This window comes from Streptomyces sp. NPDC052036, assembly GCF_040680495.1.
Taxonomy (GTDB): domain Bacteria; phylum Actinomycetota; class Actinomycetes; order Streptomycetales; family Streptomycetaceae; genus Streptomyces.
Genome location: NZ_JBFAWW010000001.1, coordinates 697,467 through 724,349, shown reverse-complemented (window position 1 = coordinate 724,349; position 26,883 = coordinate 697,467). Strand labels below are relative to the sequence as shown.

The window sequence follows — 26,883 nt, the reverse complement described above, 5'->3', positions numbered from 1 at the left end:
GGGAGGTTCCGGAGAAGGATCGAATGGCGAGGGCGGGGCAACCAGCTCCACACACCGGTGGAGCTGTCCGAGACCCCGGCCGTGGACGAGGAACCGACGATGACTTCGCAGAATGTGGTGGGCCGCTTCTTCGACGTGCGGGGCGGCCAGGTGTACGCCCACGTCCGCGAGGGCGACGGCCCGGCGCTGGTCTTCCTGCACTACTGGGGAGGCTCACGCCGCACCTGGATCCCGGTGTTGCAGCGTCTGGACCCCGGGCAGGCCTTCGTGGCCTACGACCAGCGCGGATGGGGCGAGTCAACGAGCGTGCCGGGGCCCTACGACCTGGAGCAGCTCGCGGACGACGCACAGCGTGTCATCGACGCGCTCGGACGCTCCCGCTATGTGCTCGTCGGGCACTCCATGGGCGGCAAGGTGGCTCAGATGGTGGCCGCACAACAGCCCGAGGGCCTGGCCGGAGTCGTCCTCGTGGCGCCCGCGCCGCCCGCGCCGATCGGGGTGACCGAACAGGTGCAGGAGACGGTTTCCCACGCCTACGACAACGAAGAGGCGGTTCTGCAGAGCATCGACCTGATGCTGACCCACGGCGGGCTGACGCCCGAGCTGCGCCGGCAGGTGGTCGAGGACAGTCTGCGCGGCGGTGACCAGACCCGTCTCACATGGCCGCGCCACGGCCTGATCCAGGATGTGTCGGACGGCCTCGGAGCCATCGAGGTGCCGGTGCTGGTTCTCGCGGGCAGCCACGACAAGGTCGACCCGCCGGCCGTGCTCGCCGACCACCTGCTGCCGCTGATCCCGACCGCCTCACTGACCGTCCTGAAGGACACCGGCCACCTCTCGCCCATCGAGGTGCCCGACCAGGTGGCCGCGCACATCGCCGCGTTCGTCGCCCAGCTGTAGCCCCCGCACGGCAATCCGGCCCCACATCCCCCGTGGGGCGATCGGTTGTCGCTCCCCGTGCCGTGCGGCCGCAACCCCCGGTGCCCGGCACGTACGAGGGCGCCGCCCGGCCACCGCACCGATCGCCCCGGACCGGGGCATCCGTCGAAAGAGACACATCATGACCACCGGCGCACCACTGGCCGTCTTCGAGCAACTCGACCTCCCCGACACGAGCCTCACCCGGGACGCATACGCCTATGCGGCACGGGCCACACCCGCCTTCGTCTTCCATCACAGCGTCCGCAGTTACGTCTTCGCCCGCGCCCATGCCCGGAACCAGAGCCTGCGCGCAGGCGCCGACTACGACGACGAGCTGCTGTTCGTCAGCTGCGTTCTGCATGACATCGGACTGAGCGAGGAGGGCAACGGCGACCAGCGCTTCGAGGTCGACGGCGCCGACACCGCAGCGGTGTTCCTCCGCGAGCGAGGTGTCGACGAACGGCGTATCGCCATCGCCTGGGACGCCATCGCCCTGCACACCTCGGACGGCATCGCCGTGCGGAAGGGCAGCGAGGTGGTGCTGGCCCAGGCGGGCATCGGCACCGACATCCTCGGAGCCCGGCGCGAGAGCCTTCCGCCCGGCCTCGCCGACGATGTGCACGCCCTGCTCCCGCGTCTGGACCTGGGTTACGCGCTCAGCGACGCCATCCTCACCCAGGCCGAGGCCAAGCCCCAGAAGGCGCCCCCGCTGACCTTCCCGGGCGAGCTGCTGCGCCGTCATCTGCCCTACGGCGCCCATCCCGCCTGGTACGACCTGCTCGCCGCGGCCGGCTGGGGCGACAAGCCGGTCGGCGCCACCGCCCGGCGCCGCGCGGAGACACCCCAGCAGGTGGCGACCCTGTTCATGGAGTACCTGGAGGCCGCTGACATCGAGGGCCTGGTGTCGCTCTACGAGCCGAACGCCCACTTCGTCCCCACCCCCGGAACCCATCTGGTGGGCACGGACGCCATCCGCGAGGCCCTGCAGCAGATGATCGACAGCGGTGCGCGCCTCACGCTCGAACTGCGCGAGATCCGGCACGTCGGCGATGTCGCCCTGGTGTCGAACAACGCCACCCTCACCGGTGTCGGACCGGAGCCGGTGGTCTCCACCACCACCGAGATCCTCCGACGCCAGCCGGACGGCGGCTGGGTCCATGTCGTGGACGACCCGTTCTTCAGCTGACCGGCTCGGGCGGCCTGCGCACGGACGCGCAGGCCGCCCGCCGTTCCTCTTCGCGCCGTGCTTGCCGTCGGTCCTGGTCGAGGTATCCCGAGCCCGTCGCCCGTGAACCGGGTGACGGGCTGTTCTTCGTCGACGGGGAGACCTCGGGCGTACGGGAGTTCCCGTGGGCCGCGCTGAGCCGGCGGCTCTTCTCGCGGCTGCCGCTGGCGGGTGCCGCGCCGCACCTCGTCCGCAGGTGCATCCGCCCGCACGTCACCTTGCCGGAGCGGTCGCGCGTCTTGCCCCGCCCAGCCCAACGCCTCGCGCAGCCATGGCGACGACGGCCTCACCCCCCACGAACACCTCCCGAACCCCGGCGCGCGTCCGCCCCTGTGCGGCCGGGACCCCGTGCCCACATCCCGTTGCACACCGACAGGAAAGGTCAGGTACCGCTGGCGCAGAACGTCCGCCGCGCCGCTCCCGCCTCTTTGGCTCCGCACCTCACGGGGGATCCGCCGCCGACGGCACCGATCCGGCGGCACGGGTCCGGCCGGCCTCCTTCGCCCAGCAACGACTCTGGTTCCCAGCTCGGTTGCCCGGCGCGAACTCGGCGTTCTGTACGACGCGTTGCACAAGGGCGTCGAGAATCCGTCGCCGCCGCTGGAGATCCAGTACGCCGACCACGCGCAGGCCCAGCGTGAGGCCGTCCTCGGCGGTGTGCTCGCGGAGCAGGAGGAGTACTGGCAGCGCGCCCTGGACGGCGCACCTCCCGTGCTGGACCTTTCCACGGACCGACCGCGACCGCCGGAGCAGCGCTACGAAAGCGGGCGTGTCGAATTAGCTGCGGGCGGTCATCCGGGCGGCGACCGCGCGGACGGGCGAGTCCGTGGTGAGGGTGCTGGCCGACGGGCTCGTCGAGGCCGTCAACGCGTAGATGTCGCAGCCGACGGTGCCGGGCCACGCGTGGAGGGCGATCTCCGGCTGGACGGGGGCCGACCGGATGAGCTGAGGCATGGTGCACCAGGACGTCAGTCCGCAGCCTGGACCGGGCGGTTGACGTGTTCGGTGCTGCGGCTCAGGTGGCCAGCTCCAACCAGACCGTCTTGCCACGGCCACTGGGTGAAGTGCCCCATATGCGGGCGAGGCCGTCGACGATGACGAGGCCGCGTCCATGTTCGGCCTGCGCGTTCTCCTCTTCGAGGACGGAGATCGAGGAGGGTATCGGGGGCGTCGAGGCGGAGTCCCTGACCTCCAGACGAACGTGGTCCGGGTACTCGCGCAGCCGCAGGTCGACCTCGCTGTCGGCGTGGATCAGGGCGTTGGTCACCACTTCGGAGACGATGAGTTCCAGATCGTCCGCCATCGCGTCCCGGCCCCACTCCCGCATGCTGTCACGGACGAATCTGCGCGCTGTGCGGACACCCCGCAGATCGTGCCTCTGGATCATCATCCGGTTGACCCGGCCATGGGTACCCGGCAGCGCGCCTTCGTAGCGGGCGAGCAGCAGGACGACATCGTCACGGCGCTCAGGAGGTTCGGGGGCAGCGTCGGTGAGCCGGTCGGCGAGCCGCTCCAGATTGTCGCCGGTTTCCCGGATGCCGGCGGAGAGCATGCACCGGGCGATGTCCACCACGTCCGCGGTCTGTCGGCCGGCGAGGCCGTCGGTGTAGAGGAGCAGGAGCGAGCCGGGCGCGAGGGTGATGTCGAAAGCCTGGTAGGGAGTGTCGGACTGGACGCCGAGCGGTACGTTCGACGGCGCGTCCAGTGCCTGGACACCTGCGCCGGGTTCGCGCAACAGGGGCGCCGGATGGCCGGCCAGGGCCACTTCGAGCAAACCGTCAGCGGTGTCCAGACAGGCGAAGCAACATGTCGCCGTCAACTCGGTGCCGATTGCGGCGAGACACTTGCCGGCCCTGTTCATCACCGCCGCCGGCCCATGGCCCTCGGTGGCGTAGGCAAGCACCGTGCTGCGCAACTGGCCCATGGCCGCCGAACTCTCGATGCCATGGCCCTGGACGTCCCCGACGATCAGCCCCATCCTGTCCTGGGGCAAGGTGATCACGTCGTACCAGTCCCCTCCCACCCCCGCGGTCGCCGGGGCGGGCAGGTAGCGGGCGGTGGTGACCACCTGCGGCAGGTCCGTGAGGATGCGCGGCAGCAGTGTCTTCTGAAGGCTCACGGCGAGCATGTGCTCGCTCTCGCTCAGACGGGTTCGTTGCAGCGCCGGCGCAACCACGTCCGCCATGAACATCAGCACCGCCTGCTCCTCGGGCTCGAAGGAGTGTTCCTTGCCGAAGCCCAGGGAGCAGACACCCGTCGTCCGCCCGCTTGCCCTCAGCGGGAGGAACGCCCACGCGTTCTGACCGGTGTCGAGCGCGTCGGGGTAGGCGGCCAGCAGGCCGGCGCGGTCTCGGAAGAACCTCGGGTCGCGGCCCAGAACGGTGTCGGCTTCCGGTGTGGCGCCGTCAGCGCGCGAGCCGTGCAGATGTTTCACGATCGCGGAGGACTTGCCGGAGTGGCCCACCACCCACAGCCGGCCGTCACGAACCACGCTCAGGACGAGGACCTGGGCGCCGAAAGGCTCCATCATGCGCATCCGGGCGGCCTGGGTGACATCATCTGTGTCCAGCGCCTGATTGAGCGCGTCGCTGAGCTTGCTCAAGTGGTACATGCAGGTCAAAGGCGCGGAGCCGGGGACACCGGGAAGGCCCCAGCCATGCGCACGGGGCGCCGCGTACGAGGAACGTGATCCGAGCATCGCGGGCACCAGCAGCGGCGCAGACCGAAGCGCGAGTGACACCCCGTGCTCCGCCAGCGAGGCCAGCTCGCGCGCCAGCCGGTCGCCGGACTCACGGAGCCGCTCGCGCTGGTCGTCGCCCAAGGCACCCACCCGCGACGGCATCCGGAGGACGGTCAGCACCCCGAGCCGGCGACCGGCGAAGATCAAGGGCGTGGAGGCCACGGTGTAGGGGAACGGCCCGAGCCCCGTGTACTCCGCTCCGTGCGGACATTCCCGCGGCTCCCCGAGGACCACCACACTCTCGGCCTGCCAGGCCCGTGCGGACGTGTACGGGGAGTCCAGTGCCATCCGCTCCGGCACCATGAAGATCGAGGGAGGGGTGCCGCAGATCATTGCCGCGCCCAGTTGCCTCTCCGACGGGCAGAAGAGGTAGACGATGCTCGCTTCGGAGTCCATCCGCTCCACCGCTTCGCACGCTGCGGTTGCCAGCAGCGCATCGAGCGCTGTCGCGTCCCCCTCAGCGGCGCCGCGGAGCGGGCCGGGGCTGCTTGTCGCGTGGCGACTCATGATTCACTTCCTGAGATGACCAAAGCGTGCGGCGGGGCGGTCACCGCAGCCGCACGGTCGGTCGCCCCTGTCTCGCGGGCCGGATGTGCGATCCACTCCCCATGGTCACTCCGGAGGGCCATGAGCGCAGCCGCGATCCGCCGTGCCGAGCGCTGCCCGAGCCCGACCGTGAGAGGGTCTTCGACCGCTTCACGCTTCTGGACGACGCCCGCACCCGCAGCGAGGGCGGCACGGGTCGCGGCCTCGCCATCGCCCGGCCGCCACGAGCCGCGCAGCGCGTCGCGGGGGTCGCCCCCTCCGTATCCTGGGGCGCGGCATTCCGTGCCGGGGCGTCGCGGGGGCGTCGCCCAGACGTCGGTGGGACGTCGGTGGGAGAAAGGGCGCACGTTGAGTCAGCCGTCGTCGGGTCCGCAGCAGATTCCGGTCGTCGTACTCGCCGGATTCCTGGGGTCGGGCAAGACCACCCTGCTCAACCATCTCCTCCACCACAGCGGAGGCAGCCGCATCGGCGCGATCGTCAACGACTTCGGGGCCATCGGGATCGATGCGATGGCGGTCGCCGGGGCGCTCGGGGACTCCACGGTCTCCCTCGGCAACGGATGCCTGTGCTGCGCCGTCGACGTGAGCGAACTCGACGGCTATCTCGACCGGCTCGCCCAGCCGCCCGCCGGTATCGACGTCATCGTCATCGAGGCCAGCGGACTCGCCGAGCCACAGGAACTCGTCCGCATGGTGCTCGCCAGCGAGCAGCCGCAGGTCGTCTACGGAGGACTTGTGGAGGTCGTCGACGCGGTGGAGTTCGACGCCACCCGGGAGAAGCATCCCGAGCTCGACCGACACCTCGCCCTCGCCGACCTCGTGGTCGTCAACAAGACCGACCGGGTCGGCGAGAACGGCCGGGCCGGCGAGGGCGAGCGGGTCCTCCGGCTCGTGCAGGCGCTCGCCGAGGGGGCCGCCGTCGTACCGGCCGCCTACGGCCGTATCGATCCCGAGTTGCTCTTCGACTGCCGACCGGCCGAGGAGCGGATCGGGCAGCTGTCCTTCGACGACCTCCACCGGCAGCACGACCACGCGGACGGCCAGGATGTCGAGGACGGCTGCTCGGGCCACGGGCACTCCGACCCGCACCACTCGTACGACGCGCACCACCACACCCACCTGCACGCGGCCTACGACAGCCTCTCCTTCCGCTCGGCCGTGCCCATGAGCCCCAGGCGCCTGCTGGACTTCCTGGACACCCGGCCGGAGGGGCTCTACCGGATCAAGGGATATGTCGACTTCGGCGCCGCGGACCCGCGCAACCGGTACGCCGTGCACGCCGTCGGCAGGTTTCTGCGTTTCTACCCGGAGCCGTGGCGCGCCGGCGACGAGCGGCTCACCCAGCTCGTCCTGATCGGGTCCGGCATCGATACCACCGCCCTGCACAAGGAGCTCCAGGCGTGCACGGACGACGCCTCCCAGGCCGACGAGCACAGCATGTGGGGCGTTCTTCGCTACGTCCGATACGTCCAGGACACGGAGACCGGGGTCGCCGAGCACCTCGGTGACCCCGGCGACCCGCAGGACTGACCTACATCGGTCCGGCCACCACCGCGACCGTCTTGGCCAGTGACACACCCGAGCCGTCACGCCGCGGGTCCATCTCGGGCAGCTCGGCCGGCGTGCCGTTCTTCTGCGCGGCCCGGGCCGGCGCAGCGCCCGCCCAGGCCAGTGACAGACAGTCCTCGCCCTTGAGGAACCGCTGGCAGCGGACACCGCCCGTGGCCCGGCCCTTGCGCGGGAACTGGTCGAACGGGGTCAGCTTGGCGGTCGTCTGCACCGAGTCGTCGAGCGTGCCGCGCGAGCCGGCGACGGTGAAGACCACCGCATCGACCGCCGGGTCCACCGCCGTGAAGGAGATCACCTTCGCGCCGTCGGTGAGCTTGACGCCGGCCATGCCTCCCGCCGGGCGGCCCTGCGGCCGCACCTGGGACGCCGGGTAGCGCAGCAGCTGCGCGTCGTCCGTGATGAAGACCAGGTCCTCCTCGCCGGTGCGCAGTTCGATCGCGCCGACGATCCGGTCGCCCTCCTTGAGGGTGATGACCTCCAGCTCTTCCCTGTTCGCGGGGTAGTCCGGGACGACACGCTTGACGACGCCCTGTTCCGTACCGAGCGCGAGGCCCGGGGAGGACTCGTCCAGCGTCGTCAGGCAGACCACCGTCTCGCCCGCCTCCAGGGAGACGAACTCCGACACCGGCGCGCCGCCGGAGAGGGTCGGCCGTGCCGCCGTCTCCGGCAGCTGCGGCAGGTCGATCACGCTCACCCGCAGCAGCCGCCCGGCGGACGTCACCGCGCCCACCTCGCCGCGTGCCGTCGCCGGGACCGCCGAGACGATCACGTCGTGCTTGGCGCGTTTGCCCTCGGTGTCCTCCTCGAACGGATCGCCGTTCGCCGTCCGCGCCAGCAGGCCCGTCGACGACATCAGCACCCGGCACGGGGCATCCTCGACCTGCAGTGAGACCGTCGGGGCCGGGGCGCCGGAGGACTCCAGGAGCACCGTGCGCCGCTCCGTGCCGAACTTCTTGGCCACCGCGGCCAGTTCGGCGGAGACCAGCTTGCGCAGCTCCGCGTCCGACTCCAGGATCCGGGTCAGCTCCGCGATCTCGGCGTTGAGCCGGTCCTTCTCCGCCTCCAGCTCGATGCGGTCGTACTTGGTCAGACGGCGCAGCGGGGTGTCGAGGATGTACTGCGTCTGGACCTCGCTCAGCGAGAAGCGCTCCATCAGGCGCTCCTTGGCCTGCGCGGAGTTCTCGCTGGAGCGGATCAGACGGATGACCTCGTCGATGTCCACCAACGCGGTGAGCAGGCCCTCCACCAGGTGGAGGCGGTCGCGCCGCTTTCCGCGGCGGAACTCCGAGCGGCGGCGGACGACGTCGAAGCGGTGGTCGAGGTAGACCTCCAGCAGCTCCTTGAGGCCCAGGGTCAGCGGCTGGCCGTCGACCAGGGCCACGTTGTTGATGCCGAAGGACTCTTCCATGGGCGTCAGCTTGTAGAGCTGCTCCAGGACCGCCTCCGGCACGAAGCCGTTCTTGATCTCGATGACCAGGCGCAGACCGTGCTGGCGGTCGGTGAGGTCCTTGACGTCCGCGATGCCCTGGAGCCTCTTCGAGCCGACCAGGTCCTTGATCTTGCCGATCACCTTCTCCGGGCCGACCGTAAACGGCAGCTCGGTGACGACCAGGCCCTTGCGGCGCGCGGTCACGTCCTCCACCGAGACCGTGGCGCGGATCCTGAAGGTGCCGCGGCCCGACTCGTAGGCGTCCCGGATGCCCGAGAGGCCGACGATCCGTCCGCCGGTCGGCAGGTCCGGACCCGGGACGTGCTTCATCAGGGCGTCCAGATCCGCGTTCGGATAGCGGATCAGATGGCGGGCGGCCGCGATGACCTCACCCAGGTTGTGCGGCGGCATGTTCGTCGCCATGCCGACCGCGATACCCGAGGCGCCGTTCACCAGCAGGTTCGGGAAGGCGGCGGGCAGGGCCACCGGCTCCTGCTCCTGGCCGTCGTAGTTGGGCGCGAAGTCGACCGTGTCCTCGTCGATCGACTCGGTCATCAGGCTCGTCGCCTCGGTCATACGGCACTCGGTGTACCGCATGGCGGCCGGCGGGTCGTCGTTGCCGAGCGAACCGAAGTTGCCGTGGCCGTCGACGAGCGGGACACGCATCGAGAAGGGCTGGGCCATGCGCACCAGGGCGTCGTAGATGGACGCGTCGCCGTGCGGGTGCAGCTTGCCCATGACCTCGCCCACGACACGGGCGCACTTCACATAGCCGCGCTCGGGGCGCAGGCCCATCTCGTTCATCTGGTAGACGATGCGCCGGTGCACCGGCTTGAGGCCGTCGCGGGCATCCGGCAGGGCCCTGGAGTAGATGACCGAGTAGGCGTACTCGAGGAAGGAGCCCTGCATCTCGTCGACGACGTCGATGTCGAGGATCTTCTCCTCGTAGTCGTCGTCGGGCGGCGGGGTCTTCGTGCTGCGGCGGGCCATTGCTGCCGGCTCCTTCACAGTCTGCGCTGGGCATGAACGGAATCTGACGCCGACCATTGTGGACCGCCGCACCGACAACGCGGACCAGGACCCGTACTACGGAGCCCTCGGCCCGGGAACGGGCGCGTCCTGGGGTTGTCAACACCGTACGGTGTCCTCCACCCCCCGTAATCACAGTCTCGCTCTGGGCGTACGCAGCCCGGGAACTTCGCCACTGGTCCGCACGCTTGCATACAGTGACAGGACTGGTAGGAAACTGCGGGATTCCGCGACAGCTCCGCGATCGAAGGGACGTACATGCCCATGGGTCACACGGCCACAGCCGAGGCAGGCTCCGGGGGCCTGACAGCGACCGAGCACCGCCTGGCCAACGGTTTGCGCGTGGTGCTCTCCGAGGACCACCTGACCCCGGTCGCGGCGGTGTGCCTCTGGTACGACGTCGGCTCGCGTCACGAGGTCGAGGGCCGCACCGGCCTCGCCCACCTTTTCGAGCACCTGATGTTCCAGGGCTCGGGACAGGTGAAAGGCAACGGCCACTTCGAGCTGGTGCAAGGCGCGGGCGGCTCGCTGAACGGCACGACGAGCTTCGAGCGCACGAACTACTTCGAGACCATGCCGACCCACCAGTTGGAGCTCGCCCTCTGGCTGGAGGCCGACCGCATGGGCTCCCTGCTCGCCGCCCTCGACGACGAGTCCATGGAGAACCAGCGGGACGTCGTGAAGAACGAGCGCCGCCAGCGCTACGACAACGTTCCGTACGGCACCGCCTTCGAGAAGCTGACCGCGCTCGCCTACCCCGAGGGCCACCCGTACCACCACACGCCCATCGGTTCGATGGCGGACCTGGACGCGGCCACCCTGGAGGACGCGCGCGCCTTCTTCCGCACGTACTACGCGCCCAACAACGCCGTCCTCTCCATCGTCGGGGACATCGACCCGCAGCAGACCCTCGCCTGGGTCGAGAAGTACTTCGGGTCCATCCCGGCCCACGACGGCAAGCCCGCGCCGCGCGACGGCTCGCTGCCCGACATCATCGGCGAGCAGCTGCGCGAGGTCGTCGAGGACGAGGTCCCGGCGCGCGCCCTCATGGCCGCCTACCGGCTGCCGCAGGACGGCACGCGTGCGTGCGACGCGGCGGACCTGGCCCTCACCATCTTCGGCGGCGGCGAGTCCTCCCGGCTCTACAACCGGCTCGTACGGCGTGACCGCACGGCCGTCGCCGCCGGCTTCGGTCTCCTCCGGCTGGCCGGAGCGCCCTCCCTGGGCTGGCTGGACGTGAAGACCTCCGGCGACATCGAGGTGCCCGTCATCGAGTCCGCCATCGACGAGGAGCTGGCCCGGTTCGCCGAGCAGGGCCCCACGGCCGAGGAAATGGAGCGCGCCCAGGCCCAGTTGGAGCGCGAATGGCTGGACCGGCTCGGCACGGTCGCGGGCCGCGCGGACGAACTGTGCCGGTACGCGGTGCTGTTCGGCGACCCCCAGCTCGCCCTGACCGCCGTGCAGCGGGTGCTCGACGTCACCGCCGAGGAGGTGCAGGAGATCGCCAAGGCCCGCCTGCGCCCCGACAACCGCGCGGTGCTCGTGTACGAGCCGGTCACTGCCGACACCCCGGAAGCCGCCGAGACCACCGCTGCCGAAGGCACCAGCAACGACGAGGAGTCGGCGAAGTGACCGAGCTCGCGACCATGGACTTCCACCCGCAGCCCCAGCCCGGCACGGCCCGGCCCTGGGCGTTCCCCGCACCCGAGCGCGGCGCCCTGGACAACGGCCTGACCGTGCTGCGCTGCCACCGCCCCGGCCAGCAGGTCGTCGCCGTCGAGGTGCTCCTCGACGCACCCCTGGACGCCGAGCCGGCCGGCCTCGACGGCGTCGCCACGATCATGGCGCGCGCCTTCTCGGAGGGCACCGACAAGCACTCCGCCGAGGAGTTCGCCGCCGAGCTGGAGCGCTGCGGCGCCACCCTCGACTCGCACGCCGACCACCCCGGGGTGCGGCTGTCCCTCGAAGTGCCCGTCTCCCGCCTCCCGAAGGCGCTCGGGCTGCTCGCCGACGCCCTGAGGGCACCGGCGTTCGACGAGAGCGAGATCGAGCGCCTGGTGCACAACCGCCTCGACGAGATCCCGCACGAGATGGCGAACCCGGCCCGCCGCGCCGCCAAGGAGCTCTCCAAGGAGCTGTTCCCGGCGTCCTCGCGGATGTCGCGCCCGCGTCAGGGCACCGAGGAGACGGTCGAGACCATCGACGCGGCCGCCGTCCGCGGGTTCTACGAGCGGCATGTGCGGCCCTCCACGGCCACCGCCGTCGTGGTCGGCGACCTCACTGGCGTCGACCTCGACGCGCTCCTCGGCGACACCCTCGGGGCCTGGACGGGGGAGGCCGCCAAGCCGCGCCCCGTGCCCCCGGTGACCGCCGACGACACCGGCCGCGTGATCATCGTGGACCGCCCCGGGGCCGTCCAGACGCAGTTGCTCATCGGCCGCGTCGGCGCGGACCGCCACGACCGGGTGTGGCCCGCACAGGTGCTCGGCACGTACTGCCTCGGCGGCACCCTGACCTCGCGCCTGGACCGCGTCCTGCGGGAGGAGAAGGGCTACACCTACGGTGTGCGGTCGTTCGGCCAGGTCCTGCGCTCCGCGCCCGACGGCACCGGCGCCGCGATGCTGGCCATCAGCGGCTCCGTCGACACGCCGAACACCGGCCCGGCGCTCGACGACCTCTGGAAGGTACTGCGCACGCTCGCCGCCGAGGGGCTGACGGACGCCGAGCGCGATGTCGCCGTGCAGAACCTGGTGGGTGTGGCGCCGCTCAAGTTCGAGACCGCGGCCGCCGTCGCGAGCTCGCTCGCCGACCAGGTCGAGCAGCACCTGCCGGACGACTACCAGTCGACGCTCTATCAGAGGCTCGCCGACACCGGCACGGTCGAGGCCACGGCCGCCGTCGTGAACGCCTTCCCGGTGGACCGTCTGGTGACCGTCCTGGTCGGTGACGCCGCGCAGATCGAGGAGCCCGTCAAGGCGCTCGGCATCGGCGAAGTGCACGTCGTACGGGCCGAGTAGACGCTCCTGGCAGGCGTCCGGAACGGCGACGTTCCGCAGGGGCCCTGGTGACGTCCCCCGTCATCAGGGCCCTTCTCCTTGGGTTTTGTCCGTATTGCCATAGAGGCTGCCCCTCTGCCCTGTGGGATGCGCTACAAACCCCACGCTCGGTTTGCCGGGGGACAGAGGGCCCTTCTAGCGTCTGTCGGGCTGTTCGTCAGGCAGTGCGCCGCACCCGCGGCACCGGACAGTCATCGCCGAGTCCCCGTACGGCGCGAGCCAGGGGAGCCGGGGACCCACCTTCTCTCGTCGCCTTCGCGGCCGGAGGGGCCCGCTCTCGTCGCCTTCGCGGCCGGAAGGGCCCACGCAGTCCCTGGGGTGAATCGGGCGCCAGCCCGTAGGAGACCTTCCTGCTCCGAACCCGTCAGCTAACCCGGTAGGCGAGAGGGAAGGAAAGGACCAGCCACTTCATGGCGTTCACCTGCGCCACCGGGAAGCACCGCCGTCCGAGCCGTATGCAGCGTACGGCCACGAACGCGATGGGCGTCGCGGCGCTCACCACCACCGGGGCCATCGGCACCCTGGCCGCCCCGGCTTTCGCCGCCGGGCACCCCGTCGAGGAGACGGGACTCATGCGGGCCGTCACCCTCGGCGACTCGGTCGCGGCGAAGATCGACGCTCAGGCCGCCGCACAGAAGCAGGCCGCCGACCAGAAGAAGGCCGCCGAGGCCGCGCGCCGGGAGGCGGCGGAGAAGGCGCGCAAAGAGCACGAGGCCAAGGAGCGCGCCGCCCGCGAGGCCGAGCGTGAGCGGCTGAACGCGTTCGTGGCGCCGATCTACCACTCGTACGTCTCCACCGGCTACAAGACCGGCGGCTCCCTGTGGTCCTCCGGCGCCCACACCGGTATCGACTTCCACGCCGCCACGGGCACGCCTGTCCACGCGGTCGGCTCGGGCACGGTCGTGGAGATCGGCTGGGGCGGCGCGTACGGCAACCAGATCGTCATCAAGATGAACGACGGCACCTACACGCAGTACGGCCATCTGTCGTCCATCGGTGTCTCCGTGGGCCAGCACGTCACCCCCGGCGGCCAGATCGGCCTTTCCGGGGCCACGGGCAACACGACCGGGCCGCACCTCCACTTCGAGGCGCGCACCACCCCGGAGTACGGCTCGGACATGGACCCGGTCGCCTACCTCAGGTCGCACGGTGTGAACGTCTGACCGCCGGCCGCCGCACGGCGCCCGTGAAGGTGACGGCCCCGGCCCCTCAGCCGGGGCCTTCGTCGTTTCGAACTCCTGTCTGTCCAAAAAATATCCATGGATTCCGGCCTGCCGTCGGAAATTCCGGCGCGCTGCAATAGAGTCGGCTGGACACACGTCGACCGGGGACGTTTCACGGGGATTAAGGCGGTGGTCGGGCATGCGTATTCCGGCGCACTCGGTATGCACGGCGATCCGTGACGACATCGTCGCGGGTCTCTACGAGCGCGGCAGCCGGCTGACCGAGGAACTCCTCGCCCGCCGCTACGGCGTCTCCCGCGTCCCCGTCCGCGAGGCCCTGCGCACCCTGGAGGCAGAGGGCTTCGTCGTCACCCGCAGACACGCGGGCGCATGTGTCGCGGAACCCACCGAGCAGGAGGCCGCCGACCTTCTGGAGATGCGGATGCTGCTGGAGCCGCTGGGGGCCGCGCGCGCCGCACAGCGTCGCACCGAGGCCCATCTCAAGGTGCTGCGCGGCCTGGTCAGACTGGGTCAGGAGCGCGTCAGGAGAGGCCCCAGCGAGGATCTGCGCTCGCTGGGCGGCTGGTTCCACGAGACCCTGGCACAGTCCTGCGGGAGCCCCGTGCTCGCCTCGACGCTCGGTCAGCTACGGCACAAGATCGCCTGGATGTACACGGTCGAGGCGCCGGTCAGCCCCGTGGAGTCCTGGGCCGAGCACGGCGGCATCGTGGACGCCGTCGCGCGCGGCGACAGTGAGCGGGCGCGCGCCATCACGGCACTGCACACCGAGCGCGCGACCGCCGCGCACCGGCTGCGTCTGCCCGGCGCGGGCGACCGCGCGGACCGAGTGAGGACTTCGCAACATGCCGTAAACGTGTCGGGAGCCCGGCATTAACACAGGCGCCGTATACAAAGAGGGATATTCCGCGAAGCCCATTTCGGCTGCCCTCGTTCTCGCGTGCCCCGATAAATCCGGCGTACGTGATTTCCGGGTGCGGTGCGGAATTCTCGCGACCGCGCCGAATTTCTCGCGCGCGCCGGGTGGAGATGCCGCCCTCGGGGCCGCGAAGCCCGCCGGGTCCGCTGCCGGGAGACGGCGAAAGCCGCGTCCCTCAGGGGTGACGCGGCTTTCGTGACCGGGGTGTCCGAAGGGTCAGACGGTCTCCGGGAGCTCCTCGAGACCCTCGGCGACCAGCTTGGCCAGACGGTCCAGCGCGGCGTCCGCGCCGTCCGCGTCGGAGGCCAGGACGACCTCCTCGCCGCCCTGGGCGCCCAGCCCGAGGACCGCCAGCATGGACGCGGCGTTGACGGGGTTGCCGTCGGCCTTGGCGATGGTCACGGGGACGCCGGACGCCGTTGCCGCCCGGACGAAGATGGAGGCGGGACGGGCGTGGAGGCCCTCGGCCCAGCCGACGTTGACGCGGCGCTCAGCCATGTGTTGCTGCCCTTCGGTTTCAGGGTTGTCTAGACCAGTTTTCCATATGGTGAAGGGTTCCCGGACCGGACGGAAGCCCCCTCCCCGGAGGGTCCGCATGCTGGACGGTCCGCGCACGGTTCCCCCAGCCTGCCTCGCGTCGTCGCCGGACGCGAGCCGTACTCTGGGGCCCATGCAGACCGCGTCGGACCGGCATGAGTACCCCGCCCACTGGGAGGCCGACGTGGTGCTCCGCGACGGCGGCACCGCACGCATCAGGCCCATCACCGTTGATGACGCCGACCGCCTCGTCAGCTTCTACGAGCAGGTCTCCGCCGAGTCGAAGTACTACCGCTTCTTCGCGCCGTACCCACGTCTGTCCGCCAGGGACGTCCACCGCTTCACGCACCACGACTTTGTGGACAGGGTGGGACTCGCGGCCACGATCGGCGGCGAGTTCATCGCCACCGTACGCTACGACCGGATCGGCGCCGACGGCATGCCCGCCTCCGCGCCCTCCGACGAGGCCGAGGTCGCTTTCCTCGTGCAGGACGCGCACCAGGGACGCGGGGTCGCGTCGGCCCTCCTCGAACACATCGCGGCGGTCGCGAGGGAGCGCGGCATCCGCCGGTTCGCCGCCGAGGTGCTGCCCGCCAACTCCAAGATGATCAAGGTGTTCACGGACGCCGGGTACCAGCAGCAGCGCAGCTTCGAGGACGGCGTCGTACGCCTGGAACTGGACCTGGAGCCCACCGACCGGTCGCTGGCCGTGCAGCGGGCGCGGGAGCAGCGGGCCGAGGCACGGTCGGTGCAGCGACTGCTGGCCCCCGGCTCGGTCGCCGTGATCGGCGCGGGCCGCACACCCGGGGGAGTGGGCCGCAGCGTTCTCGACAACCTCAGAGACGGCGGGTACACCGGCCGCCTGTACGCGGTGAACAAGGCCTTCGAGGAGGACCGCAAGGAACTCGACGGGGTCCCCGCCCACCGCTCCGTCCGCGAGATCCCCGAGCCGGTGGACCTCGCGGTCGTCGCCGTCCCCGCGGAGCACGCCCCCGAGGCCGTCGCCGAGTGCGGCGAGCACGGGGTGCAGGGCCTGGTGGTGATCTCCGCGGGATACGCCGAGAGCGGGCCGGACGGACGCGAACGCCAGCGGGATCTGCTGCGCCTCGCGCGGTCGTACGGGATGCGGATCATCGGGCCCAACGCCTTCGGGATCATCAACACCTCACCCGACGTCCGGCTCAACGCCTCCCTCGCGCCCGAGATGCCGCGCACCGGGCGCATAGGGCTGTTCGCCCAGTCCGGCGCCATCGGCATCGCGCTGCTCTCACGGCTGCACCGGCGCGGCGGAGGCGTCACCGGGGTCACCGGTGTGTCGACCTTCGTCTCCTCCGGGAACCGGGCGGACGTCTCGGGCAACGACGTCCTCCAGTACTGGTACGAGGACCCGGAAACCGATGTCGCCCTGATGTATCTGGAGACCATCGGCAGCCCGCGCAAGTTCAACCGGCTCGCACGGCGCACGGCCGCCGCCAAGCCCCTGGTCGTGGTGCAGGGCGCGCGACACGGAGGCGCCCCCCAGGGCCACGCCGTACGCGCCACGCGGCTGCCGCACGCCACGGTCTCCGCGCTGCTGCGGCAGGCCGGGGTGATCCGGGTGGACACGATCACGGAACTGGTGGACGCGGGGCTGCTGCTGGCCCGCCAGCCGCTGCCCGCCGGGCCCCGGGTGGCGATCCTCGGCAACTCCGAGTCGCTCGGCCTGCTGACCTACGACGCCTGCCTGACGGAAGGGCTGCGCCCGTTGCCGCCGCTCGACCTGACGACGGCGGCATCGGCCGAGGACTTCCACCGGGCGCTGACCGCGGCGCTCGCCGACGACGCCTGCGACGCCGTCGTCGTGACGGCCATCCCGGCGGTGGGGGAGGCCTCGGCAGGGGACGCGGCGCTCGCGCAGGCCCTCCGCTCGGCCGCCGCGGCGGCCCCCGCGAAGCCGGTGCTCGTGGTCCACGTCGAGCTGGGCGGGCTCGCCGAGGCCCTGTCCGCCGCGGCCAGCACCTCGCCCCAGGGCCGGCGCACCGACCTCACGCGCCCGGCGGGACCGCCGCCCGCCACGGTTCAGGCCCCGTCGGACGCCCGTCTGATCCCCGCCTACCCCGCCGCCGAACGCGCCGTCCGGGCACTGGCGGAAGCGGTCAGATACGCCCAGTGGCGACGCGACACCGCCGAGCCCGGCAAGGTGCCCGAGTACGACGACATCGACGAGAAGGGCGCCGCCGCGCTCATCGGAAGGCTGCTCGCGCGGGGCCAGGGCCTCACGCTCGGCACCGACGAGACCTGCGACCTGCTGGCCCGGTACGGCATCCACGCCCGCAGGGCCCTGCCCGCGCCCACCCCCGACGCCGCCGCCCGGGCCGCCCTGGCGATCGGCTACCCGGTCGCCCTCAAGGCCACCGCGCCGCATCTGCGGCACCGCGCCGACCTGGGCGGGGTCCGCCTCGACCTGGCCGACGAGGAGCAACTGCGGCGCGCGTACGCCGAATTGAGCGACCTGTTCGGGAGGCCGGAGGAGCTGCGGCCGGTCGTCCAGGGCATGGCACCACGCGGCGTGGACACCCTCGTACGGGCCGTGATCGACCCGGGGGCGGGCGCCGTGCTGTCCTTCGGGCTCGCCGGGGCCGCCTCGCAGCTGCTCGACGACATGGCGCACCGCCTGATTCCGGTCACCGACCGCGACGCCGCCTCTCTGGTCCGGTCGATCCGGACGGCGCCGCTGCTGTTCGGCTGGCGCGGCTCCGCCCCCGTGGACACACCTGCCCTCGAGGAGCTGATGTTGCGCGTGTCACGGCTGGTCGCCGACCACCCCGAGATCGTCGCGGTCACCCTGGAACCGGTCGTCGTCTCCCCCCGCGGCCTCAGCGTGCTCGGCGCCTCCGTGCGCCTCGCGCCGCCGCCGGCCCGTGGCGACCTCGGCCCGCGGACCCTCCCGCCGTACTGAGCGGTGACGAGCGGTGCCTCGCAGTCAGTGCGTCCCCGTAGGATGGACGTCATGGCCAAGACCAGTACGACGACCCAGGGTCTGCGCGCGGCGATCGAGCGCAGCGGCTACTACCCGGCTCTCGTGGCCGAAGCGGTGGAAGCCGCGGTGGGCGGCGAGCCCATTCGGTCGTACCTGGTCCACCAGGAGACCACGTTCGACGCGAACGAGGTCCGTCGCCATGTCACCGTCCTGGTCCTCACCGACACCCGCTTCATCGTGAGCCACACCGACGAGCAGGCCGCGGACGACACCTCCCCGTCGCCGTACGCCACGACGTCGACGGAGTCGGTGAAGCTCGGCCGGATCTCGTCGGTCGTCGTCAGTCGCATGGTCGCCAACCCGGAGTCGTACACCCCGGGCACCCTGCCCCGCGAGGTCGTGCTGACCATCGGCTGGGGTGCCGTCTCCCGTATCGACCTGGAGCCCGCCGCCTGCGGCGACCCCAACTGCGAGGCGGACCACGGGTACACGGGCAGCTCGACGGCGGACGACCTCAGCCTCCGGGTCAGCGAGGCCGGGGACGGCCCGGAGACGGTGCGCCAGGCGCTCGCCTTCGCGCAGTCCCTCTCCGAGGCGACCGCGGATCTGAACCACTGATGGCACTGCCCACCTGGGAGGACCACCCGGAGCCGCTCGCCGCCGGGTCCGCGCCTCTGCCTCAGTACGGATCCGGTTCCCTCGCCGACCTTCTGCCCACCCTGGCCGCGGGCATGGGCGTGCCGGGCCAGACCTCGGTGATCGCGGAACTCACCGCAGCCGACCGCAACTGCGTGTTCCTGATCGACGGTCTCGGCTGGGAGCAGCTCAAGGCACACCCCGACGAGGCGCCCTTCCTCACCTCGCTGCTGGCGTCCTCCCGCGGCGGCACCGGCCGTCCCCTGACCGCGGGCTACCCGGCGACCACCGCGACCTCGCTCGCCTCGGTCGGCACCGGTCTGCCGCCGGGGGCTCACGGCCTGCCCGGATACACGGTCCGCAACCCGGAGACCGGCGAGCTGATGAACCAGCTCCGCTGGCAGCCCTGGACGGACCCGTACGCCTGGCAGCCGTACCCGACCGTCTTCCAGCTCGCGGACGCGGCCGGTGTGCACACCGCCCAGGTGTCCTCCCCGACCTTCGAGCACACCCCGCTCACCAAGGTCGCCCTCAGCGGCGGCACCTTCCGCGGCCGGCTCACCGGCGAGGACCGGATGGACCTGGCGGCCGAGCAACTGGCCGCCGGCGACCGCTCGTTGGTGTACACGTACTACGCCGAACTGGACGGCGCCGGCCACCGCTACGGCGTCGACTCCGACGCCTGGCGCGGCCAGCTCATGTGCGTCGACCGGCTCGCCCAACGCCTGGCGGAGCAGCTGCCGCCGCGCACCGCGCTGTATGTCACCGCCGACCACGGCATGATCGACATCCCGTTCGACGAGCGGCACCGCATCGACTTCGACGAGGACTGGGAGCTGCGCGCCGGAGTCGCCCTGCTCGGCGGCGAGGGACGTGCCCGGCACATCTACGCCCTGCCCGGCGCCGAGAACGACGTGCTGACCTGCTGGCGCGAGGTGCTCGGCGAGCAGTTCTGGGTGGCCTCACGGGAGGAGGCGATCGCGGCCGGCTGGTTCGGCCCGCACGTCGACGAACGGGTGTACGCCCGCATCGGTGACGTGGTCGCGGCGGCCCACGACGACGTCCTCATCATCGCCTCGCAGCGCGAGCCGAAGGAGTCGTCGATGGTCGGCAACCACGGCTCGATGACGGCCGTGGAGCAGCTGGTGCCGCTGCTCGAAGTCCGTACCTGAGCAGGGGGCGCACGCCCGCGCCTCTCGCCGCCCCCTCACCCCCCTCCCTTCCGCCCCGCCCCGAAAGGCCGCACTTTTCCATGCCCGAGCTGGTGTTCTTCTCCGGAACGATGGACTGCGGGAAGTCGACCGACTTGTTTGGGCATTCGCCATGCGTTGATGGTGCTGTGTGCGGGGTTGTGACGTTGGGTGCGGTTGTTGTTCGTGTGGGCGGTGTGTGCCGTCTTGGTTCGATTCGGAAGGTCCCGCGCTCCTGATGTCCGAATTGGTGTTCTTCTCTGGAACTATGGACTGTGGAAAGTCAACTTTGGCGCTCCAGATCGGGCATAACCGCTCAGCCCGGGGTCTTCGGGGCGTGATCTTCACGCGGGATGACCGGGCGGGCGAGGGGAAGCTGTCCTCGCGACTGGGCCTGGTCACAGAAGCCGTCGAGGCCACCGAGGGTATGGATGTGTACGGATATGTGGTCGGTCAGTTGTCCAAGGGCGGCAAGGTCGATTATGTGATCGTCGACGAGGCGCAGTTCCTCGCGCCGGCGCAAATTGATCAGTTGGCGCGGGTCGTGGACGATCTCGGGCTCGATGTCTTTGCCTTCGGCATCACCACCGACTTCCGCACCAAGCTCTTTCCTGGCTCGCAGCGGCTGATCGAGCTGGCCGACCGGATCGAGACCCTCCAGGTGGAGGCGCTGTGCTGGTGCGGCGCGCGGGCAACGCACAACGCCCGTACGGTGGCTGGGGAGATGGTGGTCGAGGGTGCTCAGGTGGTTGTGGGCGATGTCAACCGCCCGGTGGAGAAGATCAGTTACGAGGTTCTGTGCCGCCGCCATCATCTCCGCAGGATGACCAGCGCTTCAGCCCATGCGGGTGCGTTGTCCCCCGATGTTCTGCCGGTTACATCGGATTGACGACGTGGTTCGTCCGTGCCGGCGACGTGGTGGAGTTCCGCTTCAACGTTTAGTTGGCGCCATAGCATCGGCGTAGCGATCTGGCAAATGTGCAGGTCAGGCGGGGTCGGCTCCGATCGGGGCCGACCCCGTCGCTGTATCCGGTGCTGGATCCGTGCTGGATTTCCTGACGTCTCGTCACCTGTCGTCATCCCTGGTTATCCGTACCAGTGCTGGATCGGTGCTGGATCTGACTGACGGTGGGTCAGCTGGACTTGTCGCAGACCGGCCGCGGAATCCGTAGCCGACGGGCCACGGCGGGGCGGCTGGTGCCGACGGTGGGGCGTCGGCATCGTCACCCGGAGCGTCACGGCAGGGCGCCATAGGGTCCGTTATGTCCGATGGGCGTGGACCGGGCCGCAGGTTCGAGTCCTGGGCAGGATTCGAACCTGCGTACGCGGTTCCGGAGGCCCCTTGACGGCGAGACAACGCGACAGGGCAGGGCACTGGCAGGGCGGATCAGGTCTGGACGAGTCCACGGATAGTCCACGGGTGACGCGAGCGCCACGTGAGGAGCGAGGCTGCGTGTCAGGGGGTGACCTGCGGTTATGTCTGTCGAGTTGGCGGGCGTGAAACGCCCGCAGTCACCCTGGTTGACTGCTGATGACCTTCCCGTCTGGCACAACTGTGGCACACAACGGCGCTGGGCTGGAGACGCTGAGTCTTGAGCCATGCCTACACAGGTAACCTGCGCGCATGGAGCACTTCGACTTGCTCGCGGTCCGGGGGATTCTGGCCGATGAGATCGACACCGGCGGTAACCATGTTGCTGTCATGGTGGAGATGCTGAAGAGCATCGCAAACGGAGCCCACGAGCCCTACCCCGTACCATCGTTTGGCGAACAGATCACCAGACTCGCTGCTCGCCTCGACGCTGTCTTGGTGATCACCGATCTTCTCGACGCCGCGATGGACGATGCGCTAGTGGAGGGTGTCACGGAGATCTCGTTCCTGTATGCGGATCACCTGATTAGTCTTAGTGCTGAATTCCAAGCTTTCCTGAACGCTCAGAAACTCGACGTGCTGCGCCTTCGGCGACAACTCGTGAATGTGGAGCGTCGCTTCTGGGGTTCGCTATTGGCTAGACAAGAAGACATAGTGCGGGACGATATGCTTTTCGGCGCCAGAATGCGGACTGTCGTGATTGCTCCGGACGAGCTCGAGCGCCAGCTAGACGCCGTTCAACGGATCGCCGGCCAGGTCGTCGAGATGGTACAGAGGCAGCCTGAAGCACTCTTTGCTTCTGTCTCCACGATCCCGATGGAGGCGGTTGACCAGCTCGACCCTGGCGCTTTCGAGAGGCTGATAGTAGCGCTCCTGAAGCGAGATGGGTTTTCAGTCCTTCAGGCGGGAGGTCGCAAAAACGACCGAGCGGCCGACGTGATCGCCTCCGGGTACTTCGGGCAACGCTTCGTTTTTCAATGCAAGCACACTGCAGGCCGCCGAAACGTCGGTGCGCCTGACCTTTATGAGGTGAACGGAACTGCGAAAGACATCCATAAGGCTGACATTGCCTTTGCCGTTACCAATAGCGGCTTCACGAAAGATGCAGTTGAGTTTGCCCACCATGTCGGCATCCGTCTGATCGGTCGTGACCGCCTCCGGCAGTGGGCGGAGGCGGGACAGCCGCTGACCGGTGTCATGGAGGAACTACCCCCCTCATCCTGACTACCCGAATTCAGGAATGAGACGGCGGACGCACGAACCTGTGATACCCGCTTTAGGAGTTCGGTTCAGGGCTGGTCTTGGCGGTGGGGCCTGGCGCCATTGCGACCGGACAGGGGCGCTCGGGTACGCCTTCGTCCGGTGGTGTTGATGTCACCTTTAGATGTCAGGTGCCTTCTGATCTGTAGCTCTACAGAGATCGGTCAGCGACGGTCATACAGGTCGCGCATCGGCCCCAGGGGGACGCTACGGGCCAGGGCCGGTTGCAGTGGTTGCTGTATCCGGCTGCTGTACAGCAGGATCCTGGTGGGGGTGGCGGCATGGAGCGGGAACTACTCGAACGGCTACTGGTTGGCAACGACGAGGCGTCCGTGGCCGCTCTGGCTGCGCTCCGCTGCGGCGGTTCCCACGTGCTCTGGGAGGGAACTACGTCTGCTGAGCCGCTCGCCCTTATCTATGGACGTCGGCTACGGCACACGCGCCGCCGGGGCATCGAGACCACGAACCTGACACGCGCCGTGGAGTTGCTCGCCCGGCAACAGCAGCAGGTTCGCCTGGGGGAGATCAGGACTGCCGATGGCTCCTGGACGTTCATGCTGTTTCTGACCGAAGACGGCAGCAGGCTGATCGCCTGCACCGGCGTGCGGCGGACCTGCGTCTGAACCTCAGCCAGCGAAAGTTCAGCGACGACGGTTGGGGCGTCGAACGATCAGGCGCGCGTATGTCTCGCCGTCCCCCCACCGGGCTCAGCCACGCTACTGATGCCGTCACCCAAAGCAAGCCGCGGCGGCCGGCGCGTGACCACCGCAGCGTGCCCTCAGCTTGGGAAGCTGCGAGCATTCGGAAGCGGTTCGGGCGCTGAACTGGTGAACGGACGGTTCGTGACCGCGTCAGGCTGGGCCGCCTTCACCGTGGTTCCCCGCTGTTCCCCGCGCGACACCGGTGGCCGCATTCGCTCACTGCTCACGTCTACGGGCAGGGGCCGGGGACGTGAAGGACTCAGTCTGGCGCACGTCCGTCTGACGCGCCCGGCACGGCACGAAGGTCCGGCCATGAGTAGGCTCACGCCATGTCCACTGGGTCCGCTATGTCGGCTTCTTCGATCTCTGTAGGGATTGGCATTGCGACGCGTTACTTGGACCTTGCTGGCGTCTTCTCGTGCGCCGTGCTGGGTGGCGCTGTGGCCCGTACGGCTGGCTTGGACCTGTTCGGATTCTTGGTAGTCGGCATCGTCTCCGGCCTGGGCGGGGGCATCATGCGGGACGTACTGCTGCAGCACGGCACCCCGGTCGCCCTGACGGACTACGCCTACCTACTGACCGCCTTCGCCGGCATCCTGATCGCTTTCCTCATCCGGGTCAGTGAACAGTCCTGGAATCGACTGTTCACCGTGCTTGATGCCGCGGTGATCGGATTCTGGGCGGTCGCGGGGGCCAACAAGACGCTCACGGTCGGCCTGGGCTGGCTCCCGGCCGTCTTGCTGGGCACCCTCACCGCCGTCGGCGGTGGCGCCCTGCGCGACGTCGTCCTCGGCCGGATGCCTGCCGTTTTCGGCGGCAACGGCCTGTACGCCACCGTCGCCTTGGCGGTCGCCGCGATCACTGTGCTCTGCTGGTACCTCGGCATTCCCCAGGTCGGTATCGGTCTGGGCATCGCCTCGGCCCTCGTCTTCCGGCTCACCGCCGTGCACTACGGCTGGAACCTTCCCAGTGGTCTGGACTGGCAGCCGGACTCGAAACTGGCCTCGCTGATGCGACGCCGCTCCCGTCCCGCCGCCCGTCGCGGAGGGTCCGACTCGCGCAAGGATTCGTCATGAACGACCGTGTCCACACTGTGCTGGCCCGTCTGGACGACATTCGCTCCGACCTCGAGGACTTGTACAAGGACCTGCACAGACATCCCGAACTCGGCCTGCGGGAGCACCGCACGGCAAAGAAAGCGTCCGATGCCATGCGGGACCTTGGCTACGAGGTCACTGACGGCATCGGCGGCACCGGCGTGATTGGGGTCTTGGTCAATGGCGAGGGCCCGATCGTCATGGCCCGCGCCGATATGGACGCCCTCCCGGTGCGCGAGCAGACCGGCCTGCCCTACGCCTCAACGGTCACCGTTTCCGGGGACGGCGGCGCCGAGCAGCCTGTGATGCATGCTTGTGGGCACGATGTGCACGTGACCTGCCTGATCGGCTGCGCACGGCTGATGGCCCAGGCCAAGGATGCCTGGCGAGGCACGTTCGTCGCGCTCTTCCAGCCCTCGGAGGAGAAAGGTGACGGAGCCGCCACCATGATCGACGATGGTCTGACGTCCAAGTCGCCGCGGCCCGACGTGGTATTGGCCCAACACGTCCTGCCCTATCCGGCGGGCTATGTCGGCATTCGCTCCGGGCCGTTCCTGTCGGCTGCGGACAGCCTGCGCATCACAGTCCACGGTCGGGGTGCACACGGCTCCATGCCTCAGGCCGCAGTGGATCCCGTCGTGATGGCCGCGATGATCGTCGTGCGCCTGCAGACCATCGTTTCCCGGGAACTAGCCGCCACCAACCCTGCCGTCGTCACCGTGGGCAGCATCCACGCCGGCACGGACCCCAACATCATTCCCGACAGCGCAGTTATCCAACTCAACGTCCGTACCTACGACGACGCCTCGCGCACCAAGGTCCTCCGTGCAATCGAACGGATCGTCAAAGCCGAGTGCGAGGCGTCCCAGTCGCCGAAGGCACCCGAGATCGAGAAGATCGTCACCTTCCCGCCCACGGTCAACGACGAGACCCCGACCCGGCGAGTCGCCGAGGCATTCGCGGCCCACTTCGGCGACGACGCACACACCATCGATCTGCAGACCGCCAGCGAGGACATGAGCGAGATCCCCAAGGCGTTCGGCGTTCCCTTCACGTACTGGGGCATCGGCGGCATCGACCCCGCCTTGTACGCCCAGGCCGTCAAGAACGACACCATCGCCCAGGACATCCCCGTCAATCACAGTCCCACCTTCGCCCCTGTCATCCAGCCAACCCTGGACACCGGCATCAGCGCCCTGACCGTCGCAACCCTCGCGTGGCTCGGCAGGTAACCGTGGTCTCGCAACGGCCCTGAGCCAGTGATCGCGTCGTCGGCCAGGTTCGGACGGCCCACAGACGGGCCGGCTCCGAACCGTGATCGGTTGCCCGCACGTCCCAGTGGCTATGACGCTCACCTGGTCCGTGCCTGACCTTGCCGACGACCACCGCTTTAGGAGTTCATTCTTGGCTCCATACGCGCTGCCGCGTTGCTACTCCAAGGGCTCAAGGCAGTCCTCCTGCTACCGCCAAGGTCCCCAGGGGTACGACTCTGTTGCCGTCACGGCCTGCCGTCAGGACCGCCAGGTACAGGGGCTACGAACCTGCATGATCCGGTGTGGCATCTTGATGTCAGCCGTGGATGTCAGAAGTCGCCCGGTGAGCGTCGGCCGGCGTCGGTGGCGTCGCCGCCTTCCAGCAGTGCTTTCAATGCTGCCAGGTCCTTGACGTTCGCTCGCCGCACAGCCGCGGCCATCATCGGAGCGCTCACTTTGGCAAAGCCCGATGGCTCGCCGCGATTGCGCAGCGTCATCCGGGTATGGTCGGCGTCCACTGGCTGCCAGGTGTAGGTCGTCTCCATGGGAAACGGCCCCTGTTCGGTGCGCATCACGAGTCGTTCGGGGGAGTACTCGACGATTTCGTACGTGTAGGTCAGGGTGCGACCCAGGAACCGGGCGACGAAGTCGAGCTTCGAGCCCACGGCGAGCGGCGGCGAGGTCCGCCAACGAACCGAGACGATGTTGGCGTACCAGTGCGGCGCATTGGTCGGATCCCCGGCATAGGCGGCGACCTCCGCACAGGGACAGGCGATCACGGTCTCGGTGAGGACGTCGACGGCCATAACCTCCACGCTAGTCCAGCCACTCATGCTCGGGAGCTTGACACACGTGCGGCCGGCCCGCTCAGCCAGCACGCCGCGACGGCCGACCCGTGACAACGGTGCCGGGGCCCTCAGCTTGGGAAGCTGAGGTGATCTAGGGCTTGCCGCGGGGCTGACCTGCGATGGCAGGACCTCGCCCGGCCAGTGACACGTCCGTTGCTTCCCCGGTGTTCCCCGTGGTTCCCCGCACTATCTGGCACGCGTGTGGCACGACCACTTGGTTGGGGCAGGCACCCCTCGGCGCCAGGCATCGAAAGCCTCGGTCAGGCAGGAGTAAGGACTGTGCAGGTCGCTTCCTGTTCACTCAACGCCGTCAGCCGCCCGGCACCCCAACTGTCCGGCAAGGCGCTCCGTCCACAAGATTCGCCGCAGTAAGTGCCGGTGAAGCCGCAGTGTCGAAGCTTCCACTCGGCACCAC

Annotated in this window: 20 protein-coding genes, 1 pseudogene and 1 riboswitch; of the genes and pseudogenes, 16 read left to right on the top strand and 5 right to left on the bottom strand. The window is 69.6% G+C overall.

Going from position 1 to position 26,883, the window contains the following annotated elements; translation table 11 throughout:
* Positions 1-99 precede the first annotated feature (99 nt).
* The 3 genes and pseudogenes from AB0L95_RS03400 to AB0L95_RS03390 all read left to right on the top strand — a co-directional run.
* Positions 100-900 carry an alpha/beta hydrolase gene (locus AB0L95_RS03400; protein WP_365156077.1) on the top strand — a complete coding sequence of 267 codons (801 nt, stop codon included), beginning with the start codon at positions 100-102 and terminating at the stop codon, positions 898-900.
* Between the two features lie 160 nt (positions 901-1,060).
* A complete protein-coding gene (locus AB0L95_RS03395; protein WP_365156074.1) occupies positions 1,061-2,107 on the top strand; it encodes an SgcJ/EcaC family oxidoreductase in 1,047 nt (348 codons plus the stop codon).
* A 210-nt stretch (positions 2,108-2,317) separates the two neighbouring features.
* A pseudogene (locus AB0L95_RS03390) lies at positions 2,318-2,914 on the top strand (condensation domain-containing protein); the annotation flags it as partial.
* A gap of 9 nt (positions 2,915-2,923) precedes the next feature.
* Here AB0L95_RS03390 and AB0L95_RS03385 read toward each other — a convergent pair.
* Positions 2,924-3,100 (bottom strand): hypothetical protein, encoded by a 177-nt coding sequence (locus tag AB0L95_RS03385; protein WP_365156542.1) that lies wholly within the window; start codon positions 3,098-3,100, stop codon positions 2,924-2,926.
* A gap of 61 nt (positions 3,101-3,161) precedes the next feature.
* Positions 3,162-5,393, bottom strand: a complete 2,232-nt coding sequence (locus AB0L95_RS03380) for a SpoIIE family protein phosphatase (protein ID WP_365156071.1) — start codon at positions 5,391-5,393, stop codon at positions 3,162-3,164.
* A 387-nt stretch (positions 5,394-5,780) separates the two neighbouring features.
* Between AB0L95_RS03380 and AB0L95_RS03375 the strand changes: the two genes are divergently transcribed.
* Positions 5,781-6,962, top strand: coding sequence for a GTP-binding protein (locus AB0L95_RS03375; RefSeq protein ID WP_365156068.1), 1,182 nt, complete (start codon positions 5,781-5,783; stop codon positions 6,960-6,962).
* Between the two features lies 1 nt (position 6,963).
* On the opposite strand, the gene AB0L95_RS03370 is transcribed toward AB0L95_RS03375, so the two are convergent.
* Positions 6,964-9,420 (bottom strand): DNA topoisomerase IV subunit A, encoded by a 2,457-nt coding sequence (locus tag AB0L95_RS03370; RefSeq protein WP_365156065.1) that lies wholly within the window; start codon positions 9,418-9,420, stop codon positions 6,964-6,966.
* 297 nt (positions 9,421-9,717) lie between these two features.
* On the opposite strand from AB0L95_RS03370, the gene AB0L95_RS03365 reads away from it, so the two are divergent.
* The 4 genes from AB0L95_RS03365 to AB0L95_RS03350 all read left to right on the top strand — a co-directional run bounded on the left by AB0L95_RS03365 (position 9,718) and on the right by AB0L95_RS03350 (position 14,573).
* Entirely contained in the window at positions 9,718-11,091 is a 1,374-nt protein-coding gene (locus tag AB0L95_RS03365) for a pitrilysin family protein (protein WP_365156062.1), read from the top strand.
* Positions 11,088-12,476 carry a pitrilysin family protein gene (locus tag AB0L95_RS03360; protein WP_365156059.1) on the top strand — a complete coding sequence of 463 codons (1,389 nt, stop codon included), beginning with the start codon at positions 11,088-11,090 and terminating at the stop codon, positions 12,474-12,476. Before AB0L95_RS03365 ends, AB0L95_RS03360 begins: the two co-directional genes overlap by 4 nt.
* A 224-nt stretch (positions 12,477-12,700) precedes the next feature.
* Positions 12,701-12,913, top strand: a riboswitch (cyclic di-AMP (ydaO/yuaA leader).
* Positions 12,914-12,925: 12 nt separating this feature from the next.
* Positions 12,926-13,678 (top strand): M23 family metallopeptidase, encoded by a 753-nt coding sequence (locus tag AB0L95_RS03355; RefSeq protein WP_365156056.1) that lies wholly within the window; start codon positions 12,926-12,928, stop codon positions 13,676-13,678.
* Between the two features lie 199 nt (positions 13,679-13,877).
* Positions 13,878-14,573 carry a GntR family transcriptional regulator gene (locus AB0L95_RS03350; RefSeq protein ID WP_365156053.1) on the top strand — a complete coding sequence of 232 codons (696 nt, stop codon included), beginning with the start codon at positions 13,878-13,880 and terminating at the stop codon, positions 14,571-14,573.
* A gap of 258 nt (positions 14,574-14,831) precedes the next feature.
* Here the strand turns inward: AB0L95_RS03350 and AB0L95_RS03345 are convergent, their stop codons facing one another.
* Complete coding sequence (locus tag AB0L95_RS03345) at positions 14,832-15,113, bottom strand: HPr family phosphocarrier protein (protein WP_355920220.1); 282 nt, start codon at positions 15,111-15,113, stop codon at positions 14,832-14,834.
* A gap of 172 nt (positions 15,114-15,285) precedes the next feature.
* Here AB0L95_RS03345 and AB0L95_RS03340 point away from each other — a divergent pair, with 172 nt between their 5' ends.
* The 8 genes from AB0L95_RS03340 to AB0L95_RS03305 all read left to right on the top strand — a co-directional run bounded on the left by AB0L95_RS03340 (position 15,286) and on the right by AB0L95_RS03305 (position 25,599).
* Entirely contained in the window at positions 15,286-18,090 is a 2,805-nt protein-coding gene (locus AB0L95_RS03340) for a GNAT family N-acetyltransferase (RefSeq protein WP_365156050.1), read from the top strand.
* Between the two features lie 42 nt (positions 18,091-18,132).
* Positions 18,133-18,729: a DUF5998 family protein gene (locus AB0L95_RS03335; RefSeq protein WP_365156509.1), complete on the top strand. Its 597-nt coding sequence runs from the start codon at positions 18,133-18,135 to the stop codon at positions 18,727-18,729.
* A complete protein-coding gene (locus AB0L95_RS03330) occupies positions 18,729-19,919 on the top strand; it encodes a nucleotide pyrophosphatase/phosphodiesterase family protein (protein ID WP_365156047.1) in 1,191 nt (396 codons plus the stop codon). Before AB0L95_RS03335 ends, AB0L95_RS03330 begins: the two co-directional genes overlap by 1 nt.
* Positions 19,920-20,175: 256 nt before the next feature.
* Positions 20,176-20,826 carry a thymidine kinase gene (locus AB0L95_RS03325; RefSeq protein ID WP_365156044.1) on the top strand — a complete coding sequence of 217 codons (651 nt, stop codon included), beginning with the start codon at positions 20,176-20,178 and terminating at the stop codon, positions 20,824-20,826.
* 735 nt (positions 20,827-21,561) lie between these two features.
* A complete protein-coding gene (locus AB0L95_RS03320; protein ID WP_365156041.1) occupies positions 21,562-22,533 on the top strand; it encodes a restriction endonuclease in 972 nt (323 codons plus the stop codon).
* A gap of 317 nt (positions 22,534-22,850) precedes the next feature.
* Positions 22,851-23,192, top strand: a complete 342-nt coding sequence (locus AB0L95_RS03315; protein ID WP_365156038.1) for a hypothetical protein — start codon at positions 22,851-22,853, stop codon at positions 23,190-23,192.
* A gap of 407 nt (positions 23,193-23,599) precedes the next feature.
* Positions 23,600-24,346, top strand: coding sequence for a trimeric intracellular cation channel family protein (locus tag AB0L95_RS03310; protein WP_365156035.1), 747 nt, complete (start codon positions 23,600-23,602; stop codon positions 24,344-24,346).
* Positions 24,343-25,599 (top strand): M20 family metallopeptidase, encoded by a 1,257-nt coding sequence (locus AB0L95_RS03305; RefSeq protein WP_365156032.1) that lies wholly within the window; start codon positions 24,343-24,345, stop codon positions 25,597-25,599. Before AB0L95_RS03310 ends, AB0L95_RS03305 begins: the two co-directional genes overlap by 4 nt.
* Positions 25,600-25,949: 350 nt before the next feature.
* Here the strand turns inward: AB0L95_RS03305 and AB0L95_RS03300 are convergent, their stop codons facing one another.
* The gene (locus AB0L95_RS03300) at positions 25,950-26,426 is read right to left on the bottom strand and encodes an SRPBCC family protein (RefSeq protein ID WP_365156029.1); all 477 of its coding nucleotides are present in this window, start codon (positions 26,424-26,426) and stop codon (positions 25,950-25,952) included.
* Between the last annotated feature and the right edge of the window lie 457 nt (positions 26,427-26,883).